Raw genomic sequence first — 10,194 nt, forward strand, 5'->3', positions numbered from 1 at the left:
GAACAGGTCGGGGATGACGCGATTCTTGCTACGGCGCGTAGGCCCGCATGAACCGTTCGGCGGCTTCGCGCGCGAGGCCGTCGAACTCCGCCGGCGTCTTGTCGGACGGCAAGCGAAGCAGGGCCCGCAGCTGGCTGTGGCCCATGACCATGCCCGAGAAGAACTCGGCCGCCTGATCGAAGTTGTCGACCTTCAGGCGGCCGATCCGGGTTTCCATCTCCAGGAACGCGGCCAACTGGCGGCGCGCATGGCGCGGTCCGGCCTCGAACACCTCCTGGGCCACGTCCGGCATCTCGCCCGCGCCCTGGATGATCACCCGCATCACCGAATAGCCCTTGGTGGTGACCACGGTCTCCAGCATCGAGCGGGCATAGGCCTCCAGCGCTTCGCACGGATTGTCGATCGCGCCCGGATCGCGCAGCGGGGCGGTGATCACCGCCACCCGCCGGGCCATCAGGGCCCGCACCAGCTCGGCCTTCGAACCATAGTGGTTGTAGACCGTCTGCTTGGAGACCCCGGCCCGCTTGGCGATGGCTTCCATCGGCGCGCCGAGGCCGCGCTGGCCGATCACCTCGACGGCGGCGTCGAGGATGGCCTCGGTCTTGGCGACGTCGATCTGTCCGGCGACTCTGGGCATCAGTGCGCGTCCGAAGGAGGCGGCGGGGCGTTCTTGGCCGGCCTGGCCAGCAAGGACACCGCCGCGGCGATGAAACAGCCATAGGCCAGCAGGGTGAAGCTGTCGCCGAACGCCAGGACGGTGGCCTGCTGCTGCATCATGCCGCCGATCGCCTTGCGCGCCGCGCCGGCCGGATCGGCCAGGCCCAACTGGGCCATGCGGGCGGCCAGGCCCTGCATCATGCCCTGGACCCGGGCGTCGCCCTGGCCGACTTCCGAAGTCAGGCCCATGTAGTAGAGCGCCGTCTGGTTGGTGATGCTGGTGGCCAGCAAGGCCAGGCCGACGGCCCCGCCGGTGTTGCGCGACAGGTTCACCAGGCCCGAGGCGTTCTTGACCATGTGCTGGGGCAGGGTGCTCATGGTGATCTGCTGGGTGGCGATCATGGCGATCATCACCCCCACGCCGCGACAGGCCTGGACGCCGGCGAACTCCCAGAACCCCCAGTCCTTGGTCACGCCGTGGGCCATGTACATGCCCCAGCCGGCCAGCATGAAGCCGATGAACATCGGGATGCGCGCATCCATCTGGCGCACCAGGCGTCCGGCGATCGGCCCGGTGGCGAACATCGACAGGCCCGAGACCACCATGGTGGTGCCCACTTCCGAGGCCGAATAGTGCCGCACCCGGCCCAGGAACTGCGGCAACAGGAAGGTGCCGCCGAACAGGCTGGCGCCCGACACCGCCGTCATGGCCACGCCGATCGTGAAGTTGCGGTTGGCGAAGGCTTTCAGCTCGACGATCGGGTTGCGATAGGTCAGCGACCGCCAGACGAAGGTGACGCCGGCGACCACCGCGACCACGGTCAGGCCCAGGATGCCGCTGTCCTCGAACCAGCCGTCCTTCGAGCCCTCTTCGAGCACGAACTGCATGCTCATCAGGAAGGTGGCCATCACCGCCAGGCCGAACCAGTCGAAGCCCTTGGCCAGGCTGGGGTCGCCCTTGTCGAACTGGCCCCAGCGGGCGACGCCGAACAGCACGACCAGGCCGGTCGGCACATTGATGAAGAACAGCCAGCGCCAGCTGAGCCACTCGGTCAGGTGGCCGCCCAGGGTCGGGCCGACGGTGGGGGCCAGGGTGACGATCAGGCCCATGATCACGCTGGCCGTCACCCGCCGCTCGGGCGGGAAGGCGGTGAAGGCCACGGCGAACACCGTCGGGATCATCGCCCCGCCGATGAAGCCCTGCAGGGCGCGGGTGATGATCATCATGTCGATCGACGAACTCAGGCCCGTCAGCACGCTCATGACGATGAAGCCCAGGCACGAGGCCAGGTAGACGCGTTGCGTCCCCCACAGCCGGGACAGGTACCCCGACAGCGGGATCATCACGACCTCGGGGATCAGGTAGGCGGTCTGGATCCAGCTGACCTGGTCGGCGCTGGCGCCCACCCCGGCCTGGATCTGCGGCAGCGAGGCCGCGACGATCTGGATGTCGAGGATGGCCATGAACTGGCCGATGACCATGGCTCCGAAGCCAAGGAACAGCTTGGTCCAGTCGATCTCGGGCGCCGGCGCGGCGACCGGCGGCGCGGCGGATTGGGCGGGGAGCGCGGCGTCGGTCATGGCTTCGATCCTCGACCGGACGCCTAGCGCGAGACGCCCTGCTGGGCGAGGCGCGCGGTCGGCTGGCCGGCCTCGGCGAAGGACTGGCCCGAGCGGTCGCGGACATCGACCTTGACGTCCACCGACAGGCCGGGGCGCAGGGCCGCGCCGATCGTCGAGCGGTCGACGACGATCTTCACCGGCAGGCGCTGGGTGATCTTGGTGAAGTTGCCCACCGCGTTCTCGACCGGGATCAGGGCGAACTCCTGGCCGGTGGCCGGGGCGAAGCTGTCCAGCTTGCCGCGGATCACCGACTTGCCGAAGGCGTCGGCATGGATCTCGACCGGCTGGCCGACCCGCAGGCGGCCGACCTGGGTTTCCTTGAAGTTGGCGACGATATAGCCCTCGCCGACCGGCACGATCGACATCAGGGCCACGCCCGGCTGGACCAGCTGACCAGGGCGCACCGAACGGGCGCCCACGACGCCGGCCACCGGGGCGCGGATCACCGTGCGGTCCAGGTCGATACGGGCCTGGTCGACGGCGGCGCGCGCCGCCAGGGCCTGGGCCACGGTCTGGGCGCGGGCCGAGCCCAGGGATTGGGCGGCGCGGCGCTCGGCTTCCAGGGCGGCTTGGGCGCTCTGGACGGCGGCGCGGGCCTGGGTGGCCCCGGCCTGGGTCGTCTGAACCTTCTGGGTCGACACCCAGCCTTGTCCGGCGAGGGTGTTATATCGGTCGAGGTCGGCCTTGGCGCGGCCGGCATCGGCCTCGGCGCTGGCGACGCCCGCCGCGCGCTGGGCGATCATCGCCTGTTCCAGGACGGCCTTGTCGTCGACACCGCGCACCGCGGCTTCCAGGGCCTGGGCGTTGGCGATCGCCTCATCGAGCTTGGCCTGCAGTGTGGCCGGATCGATGCGGGCCACGACCTGGCCGGCCTCGACCCGCTGGTTGTCGGCCACCAGCACCTCGGCGACATAGCCCGACACCTGCGGGCTGACCTGGACGGTGTCGGCCTGGACGAAGGCGTTGTCGGTGGTCTCGTAGCGCTGCTTGTCGACGAACCACAGTCCGCCGCCGATCAGCAGGGCCACGACGGCGATCCCGCCGACGACCATGGGAATGAGCTTCTTGTTCGACGCGGCGGCCATGGTGGAAATCCCGAAACAACCCGATGGATCGAGGCGGCGATATATCGGACGCGCGGCCTCGGCAAGGGATAAATGGACGCGCCCGTCCAAAAATCAAGCGGTCGGGTGAACGGTGATCATCAAGCCCTAGGGCAATCGGTGGCCGCGATTGCTCGCTATAGACGAATCACGACATATTTCCTGGGCGTTCGCGCAACCGCGCGACGGGGGACGCGTATTTCCGGTAGCGGGTGGGTTCACCCGCGCCAAAGGACGCGCCGATGAACGCCGACGACCCGCTCTCGATGCTGCGCCCCGTGTTGTGGCTGGCCGCCGCCGCCTTCGCCGCCGGATTCGGCGGCTATCTGGTGATGGCCTCGGGCGGCCACGGCGGCTGACGCCGCCGCGACTACCTCCGTCATGGGCCTATTTGGCCCCGGTCGAGCCGAAGCCGCCGCCGCCGCGCGCGGTTTCCTCCAGGCTGGCCACCAGGCCCCACGAAGCCTGGGTCACCGGCGCGATCACCAGCTGGGCGATGCGGTCGCCGCGACGGATGGTGAAGTCCTCTTCCCCCAGATTGATCAGGATCACCTTCACCTCGCCGCGATAGTCGCTGTCGATGGTGCCGGGGGTGTTGAGGCAGGTGACGCCGGCCTTGGCGGCCAGGCCCGAGCGCGGCCGCACCTGGGCCTCGAAGCCGGCCGGCACGGCGAAGGCCAGACCCGTGGGGGCCATGGTCCGCGCGCCGGGCTTCAGTACGATCGGCGCGTCCTCCTCGACGGCCGCCCGCAGGTCCATGCCCGCCGCGCCGACGGTCTCGTAGGCGGGCAGGGGCAGGCCGTGGGCGTGGGCCAGTTGGACGACGGGGATGCGCGGGTTGGTCATGAAAGGCTCTCGGCTATGCGTTGGGCGAGGTCGTGGGCCACGGCGTCCTTGGCCGCCCTGTCCCAGCGTTCGGTCTTGTCCTTGGAGATCAGCAGGACGGCGTTCTCGTCGCCGCCCATCACGCCGGGCTCGGTGACGTCGTTGGCGATGATCCAGTCACAGCCCTTGCGCGCCAGCTTGGCGCGGGCGTGGGCCTCGACGTCGTTGGTCTCGGCCGCGAAGCCGATGACCAGTTTCGGCCGCCTCGGCCCGGAGGCCGAAAGCGTCGCCAGGATGTCCGGATTCTCGACGAAGGTCAGGGCCGGCGGGCCGCCCTTGTCCTTCTTCAACTTGGTCCCGAACACCTCGTCGATCCGCCAGTCGGCGACGGCGGCGACGAACACCCCGACGTCGGCGGGCAGGGCGGCCTGGCTGGCGGCCAGCATGTCGCGCGCGGTCTCGACGTCGACGCGGTCGACACCGAAGGGGGTGGGCAGGGCGACCGGGCCGCTGACCAGGGTCACTCGCGCGCCCAGCTTGGCCAGCGCGCCGGCGATGGCGTAGCCCTGCCGGCCGCTGGAGCGGTTGGTGATGCCGCGCACCGGGTCGATCGGCTCGAAGGTCGGGCCGGCGGTGACCAGGGCGTGCTTGCCGAGCAGCGGCCCCCTTTTTGAGGATTGGGCGGCGGGCCCCGCGAGCGCTTCCATGATCGCCTCGAAGATCACCGGCGGCTCGGCCAGGCGGCCGGGGCCGAACTCGCCGCAGGCCATGGCTCCGTCGTCGGGTCCGACGAAACTCACGCCGTCGGCCTTGAGGGTCTCGAGGTTGCGCTGGGTCGCCGGGTGCAGCCACATCCGCACGTTCATGGCCGGAGCCATCAGCACGGGCTTGTCGGTGGCCAGCAAGGTGGTCGAGGCCAGGTCGCCGGCCAGGCCGTGCGCCGCCTTGGCGATCAAGTCGGCGGTCGCCGGCGCCACCACCACCAGGTCGGCCGAGCGCGACAGCTGGATGTGGCCCATCTCGGCTTCGTCGGTCAGCGAGAACAGGTCGCCATAGACCTTGTCCTCGGAGAGCGCCGACAGCGACAGGGCGGTGACGAACTCGGCGCCCGCCTTGGTCAGGATCGGCCGCACGCCGACGCCGGCCTTGCGCAGCAGCCGCACCAGCTCCAGCGCCTTGTAGGCGGCCACGCCGCCGCCGACGATCAGAAGAACCCGCTTGTCGCTCGCTTGGTCGGTCATGGGGTGGTCTCCGGTTCGCGCCTCGCCCCCAGGCGCATAGAGCGACGCGGCGCAAAGCGTAAGCCCCCTTCGGCAAAATCCTTAACGGGGACTCGACAGGCGTTCCGTCTTCGTTCACTAATCGCGCAGGTAGAGCAACAAGCTGGAGATCGATCATGACGGTACGTTTGGCGTCCTGGTTTTCTGTCCTGGCCGCCCCTTTGGCCATCGCGGGCGCGGCCTTGACGGTCGCGGCCTGCGACGGCGGCGCCTCGGCGGTGAAGGCGCCCAAGGCGGGTGACGTGGCTTCGGTCGAGGCGGCGTCCGACCGGGACGCGCCGGCCTTCGAGAGTCGGACGACGCGGAGCGATCCGCGCGACGCGCCCGTGCCCAAGGTCGCGGGCAAGCCGATGTGGGCGGCCAACCGCACCCGCACCGCCGAGGAGAACGCCCAGCGCGGTTTCGAGCGCTACGGGTCCGAGTTCGCCGCCGCCGATGTCGACGACTATGTGCGCAAGGCACACGCCTTCGTCGCCCACCCGCCGTCCGAGGCCGAGACGCTGACCCGGCCCAACGGCGACACCCTGATCTACGACCCCAAGGGCAATGTCTTCGCGGTGGTCACCAAGGCCGGGGCCCCACGCACCATGTTCAAGCCTGACGACGGCGCGACCTACTGGTCGCAGCAGAAGACCCGCGAGACCCGGCGGACGACAGCCTCGCGCGACCGCGGCGCGAACGACAACGGTTAGAACAACGGCTCGCGGCAGGGCAGGGGGGCCTGCCATCCCGGACGACGCCGAGCGTCGGGCCCGGGACCCAGGGGCGGTGCGCAACGCCCCTGGGGCGCAAGCTTTCAGAAAACCCTCTCCCAGCGGGAGAGGGAGGGGCCCGACGCGAAGCGTTGGGAGGGTGAGGGATCACGCCGTTCGCGGTCCCATCCCCCTTCGACATCGCCCTCGGGGGACCCAAGCGGAATCCGACGCCATGTCCAGCGCCGCTTGGGTCACCCGCACAAAGCGGGTGATGACGGAATTTTTGAGCTGAAGATGCGCTCTCAGGCCTGGGTCAGCGAACTGTCCGCGCCCCTAGACCAGCCAGGCGCCCGCCGCGAACGCCAGGCCGGCCACCGCCGCGCCGGCCAGGAACCACAGCAGCGGTCGGCCTGGCCGGGTCTCGACCACGACCGCCGCCGGGGCAGGGGGAGCCTCGGCCAGGCGCGCCAGGGCGCGGATGGCGCGGAGGGCCTCGTCGGCGAAGTCCTTGACCTTGGCGGCGGGAGAAAGCTCGCGGGCGATCCAGCGGCGCACCACCGGGTCGGCGGCGGCCCACAGGTCGTGGGTCGGGTCGATGCGGCGGGCCACGCCCTCGACGGTGACCATGGTCTTCTGCAGCAGGACCAGTTCCGGCCGCAGAGCCATGTCGAACAGCGCGGTGATCTCGAACAGCTGGGCCAGCAGCTTGCCCATCGAGACGTCGCGGGCGTCGCGGCCGAACACCGGCTCGCCCACCGCCCGCAGGGCCTGGGCGAAGGCGTCGCGGTCCTGGTGGGCCGGCACGTAGCCGGCGTCGAAGTGGATGGCGGCGACGCGCGGATAGTCGCGATTGAGGAAGCCGTAGAGGATCTCGGCCAGGTACTTGCGTTCGGCCGGGCCCAGGCGGCCCAGGATGCCGAAGTCCACCGCCGTGATCGAGGCCGGCGCGGCGATGAACAGGTTGCCCTCGTGCAGGTCGGCGTGGAACAGCCCGTGGTCGAGGGCCTGGGCCAGGAAGCCGCGGGTCAGGCCTTCCGCCAAGGCCTTGCGGTCCAGGCCGTCCTGTTCCAGCGCCGCGTCCTCCGACAGCGCCATGCCGGGCGCCCAGCTCAGGGTCAGGAAGCGCTTGCCGACCCCGTCCCAGACCACGTCGGGGGCGCGCATGTGGGGATCGACCTTCATGGCCTCGCCCAGCTCGGCGCAGCCGGCGGCCTCGAAGCGCAGGTCCAGTTCCAGGTCCAGGGCCCGGATCACCACCTCGACGAACTCGCGGGGCCGCAGGCGGCGGGCGGCCGGGACCAGGCGGTCGGCCAGGCCCGCGGCCAGGCGCAGGGCGGCGCTGTCCTGGGCGACCCGCTGCTCGATCCCGGGGCGCAGCACCTTCACGGCCACCTTCGTGCCGTCCACCAGGGTGGCGGGGTGGGCCTGGGCCAGGGAGGCGGCGGCGATCGAGCCTTCGAAACTGGCGTACAGCGTCTCGAGCGGCCGGCCCAGGCCGCGCTCGATCTCGGCGCGGGCCACGTCCAGCGGGAACGGCGCCAGGCGGTCCTTGAGGTGCGACAGGTCGTCGGCGAACTGGGCGCCGAACATGTCGGCCCGGGTCGACAGGAACTGGCCCATCTTGATAGCCGCCGGGCCCTCGCGCTCCAGCACCCGCGCCAGGCGCTCGCCCGGCCGGCCCTGACGGGCCTTGCCGCCGGCGAACAGGCGCAAGGCGCGACCCGCCCAAAGCGCCGAGGGCGGAAGAACCGGCTCCAGCTCGCGCGGGATCAGCGCGTCGGCCCGGACCAGGGCCCAGCTGGCGGCGATCAGGCGCAGGAAAGCGGAGAGGCTCATGCGGCGGTCCGGTCGCGATGGAGATAGGTCAACCCAAACGCCGTCATCCTCCGCTTCATGCGGGGGACCCAAACGGCGTCAGAAGGCGCCCGAGCCGTCTCGGCTTGGGTCCCCCGAACAAGTCGGGGGATGACGGCGATGAGGAGGTCAGTTTGGATGATCGACGTCCTACAGCGCCCAGCCCTGGTGCATCGCCGCCACGCCGCCGGTGAAGTTGGTGATCGTCACCCGCTTGAAGCCGGCGTTCTCCATCATCCCAGCGAAGGTCCGCTGGTCGGGGAAGCGGCGGATGCTCTCGACCAGGTACTGGTAGGCGTCGCGATCCTTGGCCAGCCATTCGCCGAACTGGGGGATCAGCTTGAAGCTATAGGCGTCATAGGCTTTCGCCAGCGCCTCGGTCACCGGCTTGGAGAACTCCAGGCACAGGAACCGGCCGCCGGGCTTCAGCACCCGCCGGGCCTCGCGCAGGGCTGCGTCGATGTCGGTGACGTTGCGGATGCCGAACGAGATCACATAGGCGTCGGCATAGGCGTCGGGCAGCGGCAGGGCTTGGGCGTCGCCGACCGTCCAGGTGATCTCGGGCGCGCCGCCCTTCTCGATCCCGGCGCCGATCATCTCGGCGTTGTAGTCGATGATGTTGATCAGGGCGTCGGGACCGCCACGCCGCGCCTGGGCCGCGCGCGTCATCCTGGCGAAGCGGCGGGCCATGTCGCCGGTGCCGCCGGCGCAGTCGATGATGATCTCGCCCGGCTGCGGGTTGAGGCGCGCGGCGACCGCGTCCTTCCACAGTCGGTGGACGCCGCCGCTCATCACGTCGTTCATCAGGTCGTAGTTCTTGGCGACCCGGTCGAACACCCCGCGCACGAGGCCGGCCTTGGCCGAGGGATCGACGTCCTGGAATCCGAAGGTGGCGGCGGGCTTGGTCATGCGGTCGCTCGAAATCGCTTTAGGTCCCTTGGGCGCGGGGCCCTCAGGCTCTGGCTTGTATCGTCCGGCTCTTATAGCCGCCAGCGCTTCGCCGTCACCGGTTTTGCGTGTCGGCACCCTAGGAACCGCGCGCGGGATGGCCGATATCTGACGCCCAACGCCTGATCCGAGGTTCTCCTTGCCCGAACTGCCTGAAGTCGAGACCGTGCGGCGCGGCCTGGAGCCGGTGCTGAGCGGGGCCCGCCTGAGCCGCGTGCGCGCCAACCGGCCCGACCTGCGCTTCCCCCTGCCCGACGGCTTCGTCCAGCGCTTGATGGGCGCGAAGATCCTGCGGCTGGACCGCCGCGCCAAGTACCTGCTGGCCCCGCTGGATCGCGGCGACACCCTGGTGATGCATCTGGGGATGACCGGCCGCTTCGAGATCGCCGCGCCGGCCGGCGCGATCCGTCCCGGCGACTTCGCCCGGGAGATCACGCCCGACGACAAGCACGCCCACGTGGTCTTCGAGACCGAGGCCGGCGCGGTGGTCACCTATCACGACCCCCGGCGCTTCGGCTTCATGGACCTGATCGCCACCGACCGGCTCGACCGCCACCCCTGGTTCGCCACCATGGGTCCCGAGCCGCTGGGCGAGGGTTTCGACGCCAGGACCCTGGTCAAGGCCTTCAGCGGTCGCAAGCAGGGCCCCAAGACCCTGCTGCTCGATCAGAAGACCGTCGCCGGCCTGGGCAATATCTATGTCTGCGAGGCCCTGCACCGGGCCGGCATCTCGCCGTTCAAGCCGGCCGGCCTGGTCGCCGGCAAGCGGCTGGGGCCGCTGACCCAGGCGATCAAGGACGTGCTGGCCGAGGCGGTCGAGGTCGGCGGCTCGTCGCTGAAGGACTTCGCGGCGGCCGACGGGGCGTTGGGCTATTTCCAGCACCGTTTCCGGGTCTATGACCGCGAGGGCCAGCCCTGCCCCACGCCCGGCTGCAAGGGCGTGGTCGCCCGCGAGGTCCAGGCCGGCCGCTCGACCTTCTTCTGCCCAGTGTGCCAGGTGTGACGGCATGGTGGGGTCCTTTCTTCTATGTCGGGGACAGGCGCATGCGCCTGTCCCCGGCCCATGGCGCTTCGACCTCGGGCTTTCGCGACGAGTTGGGTGAGGAGGCGCGGAGCGGCCGGGCCAAGCCCGGAGACCGTGAGTGTTGTGTTTGCGTTTCGGCGTGGACCGACCGCTCCGCGAAACCGTTGTTCTCGAGGGACGGCGAC

The 10,194-nt window shown here is 70.3% G+C and carries 10 protein-coding genes; 3 read left to right on the plus strand and 7 right to left on the minus strand.

Translation table 11 applies throughout. The features are described 5' to 3' along the window. Window positions 1-28 precede the first annotated feature (28 nt). Genes ASD79_RS08710 through ASD79_RS08720 form a run of 3 tightly spaced genes read right to left on the minus strand, consistent with a single transcriptional unit; the run spans window position 29 to window position 3,365 of the window. The gene (locus ASD79_RS08710; protein ID WP_056720642.1) at window positions 29-637 is read right to left on the minus strand and encodes a TetR/AcrR family transcriptional regulator; all 609 of its coding nucleotides are present in this window, start codon (window positions 635-637) and stop codon (window positions 29-31) included. Continuing rightward, window positions 637-2,238 carry a DHA2 family efflux MFS transporter permease subunit gene (locus tag ASD79_RS08715; protein ID WP_056720643.1) on the minus strand — a complete coding sequence of 534 codons (1,602 nt, stop codon included), beginning with the start codon at window positions 2,236-2,238 and terminating at the stop codon, window positions 637-639. The genes ASD79_RS08710 and ASD79_RS08715 overlap by 1 nt, the downstream gene beginning before the upstream one ends. 23 nt (window positions 2,239-2,261) lie before the next feature. Next, complete coding sequence (locus tag ASD79_RS08720) at window positions 2,262-3,365, minus strand: HlyD family secretion protein (RefSeq protein WP_056720644.1); 1,104 nt, start codon at window positions 3,363-3,365, stop codon at window positions 2,262-2,264. 260 nt (window positions 3,366-3,625) lie between these two features. On the opposite strand from ASD79_RS08720, the gene ASD79_RS25005 reads away from it, so the two are divergent. Further along, the gene (locus tag ASD79_RS25005; protein WP_007667563.1) at window positions 3,626-3,742 is read left to right on the plus strand and encodes a hypothetical protein; all 117 of its coding nucleotides are present in this window, start codon (window positions 3,626-3,628) and stop codon (window positions 3,740-3,742) included. A 28-nt stretch (window positions 3,743-3,770) separates the two neighbouring features. Here the strand turns inward: ASD79_RS25005 and dut are convergent, their stop codons facing one another. Further along, window positions 3,771-4,229 carry a dUTP diphosphatase gene (gene dut / locus ASD79_RS08725; protein ID WP_056720645.1) on the minus strand — a complete coding sequence of 153 codons (459 nt, stop codon included), beginning with the start codon at window positions 4,227-4,229 and terminating at the stop codon, window positions 3,771-3,773. Then, window positions 4,226-5,449: a bifunctional phosphopantothenoylcysteine decarboxylase/phosphopantothenate--cysteine ligase CoaBC gene (gene coaBC, locus ASD79_RS08730; RefSeq protein WP_056720646.1), complete on the minus strand. Its 1,224-nt coding sequence runs from the start codon at window positions 5,447-5,449 to the stop codon at window positions 4,226-4,228. Before coaBC ends, dut begins: the two co-directional genes overlap by 4 nt. A gap of 155 nt (window positions 5,450-5,604) precedes the next feature. On the opposite strand from coaBC, the gene ASD79_RS08735 reads away from it, so the two are divergent. Then, entirely contained in the window at window positions 5,605-6,180 is a 576-nt protein-coding gene (locus ASD79_RS08735) for a hypothetical protein (protein ID WP_056720647.1), read from the plus strand. 336 nt (window positions 6,181-6,516) lie between these two features. On the opposite strand, the gene ubiB is transcribed toward ASD79_RS08735, so the two are convergent. Continuing rightward, complete coding sequence (gene ubiB, locus ASD79_RS08740) at window positions 6,517-8,019, minus strand: 2-polyprenylphenol 6-hydroxylase (RefSeq protein WP_056720648.1); 1,503 nt, start codon at window positions 8,017-8,019, stop codon at window positions 6,517-6,519. Between the two features lie 168 nt (window positions 8,020-8,187). Further along, window positions 8,188-8,946: a class I SAM-dependent methyltransferase gene (locus tag ASD79_RS08745; RefSeq protein WP_056720649.1), complete on the minus strand. Its 759-nt coding sequence runs from the start codon at window positions 8,944-8,946 to the stop codon at window positions 8,188-8,190. A gap of 178 nt (window positions 8,947-9,124) precedes the next feature. Here ASD79_RS08745 and mutM point away from each other — a divergent pair, with 178 nt between their 5' ends. Then, the gene (mutM, locus tag ASD79_RS08750) at window positions 9,125-9,988 is read left to right on the plus strand and encodes a bifunctional DNA-formamidopyrimidine glycosylase/DNA-(apurinic or apyrimidinic site) lyase (protein WP_056720650.1); all 864 of its coding nucleotides are present in this window, start codon (window positions 9,125-9,127) and stop codon (window positions 9,986-9,988) included. The last annotated feature ends 206 nt before the right edge of the window (window positions 9,989-10,194 follow it).

The sequence above is a fragment of the Caulobacter sp. Root655 genome (assembly GCF_001427665.1).
Taxonomy (GTDB): Bacteria; Pseudomonadota; Alphaproteobacteria; order Caulobacterales; family Caulobacteraceae; genus Caulobacter.

What these genes read in the sequence shown, in the direction of transcription:
- coaBC (WP_056720646.1), bottom strand. Translation starts at nt 5,449, where the DNA reads ATGACCGACCAAGCGAGCGACAAGCGGGTTCTTCTGATCGTCGGCGGC.
- ASD79_RS08745 (WP_056720649.1), bottom strand. Translation starts at nt 8,946, where the DNA reads ATGACCAAGCCCGCCGCCACCTTCGGATTCCAGGACGTCGATCCCTCG.
- ASD79_RS08715 (WP_056720643.1), bottom strand. Translation starts at nt 2,238, where the DNA reads ATGACCGACGCCGCGCTCCCCGCCCAATCCGCCGCGCCGCCGGTCGCC.
- ASD79_RS08720 (WP_056720644.1), bottom strand. Translation starts at nt 3,365, where the DNA reads ATGGCCGCCGCGTCGAACAAGAAGCTCATTCCCATGGTCGTCGGCGGG.
- ubiB (WP_056720648.1), bottom strand. Translation starts at nt 8,019, where the DNA reads ATGAGCCTCTCCGCTTTCCTGCGCCTGATCGCCGCCAGCTGGGCCCTG.
- ASD79_RS08735 (WP_056720647.1), top strand. Translation starts at nt 5,605, where the DNA reads ATGACGGTACGTTTGGCGTCCTGGTTTTCTGTCCTGGCCGCCCCTTTG.
- dut (WP_056720645.1), bottom strand. Translation starts at nt 4,229, where the DNA reads ATGACCAACCCGCGCATCCCCGTCGTCCAACTGGCCCACGCCCACGGC.
- ASD79_RS25005 (WP_007667563.1), top strand. Translation starts at nt 3,626, where the DNA reads ATGAACGCCGACGACCCGCTCTCGATGCTGCGCCCCGTGTTGTGGCTG.
- ASD79_RS08710 (WP_056720642.1), bottom strand. Translation starts at nt 637, where the DNA reads ATGCCCAGAGTCGCCGGACAGATCGACGTCGCCAAGACCGAGGCCATC.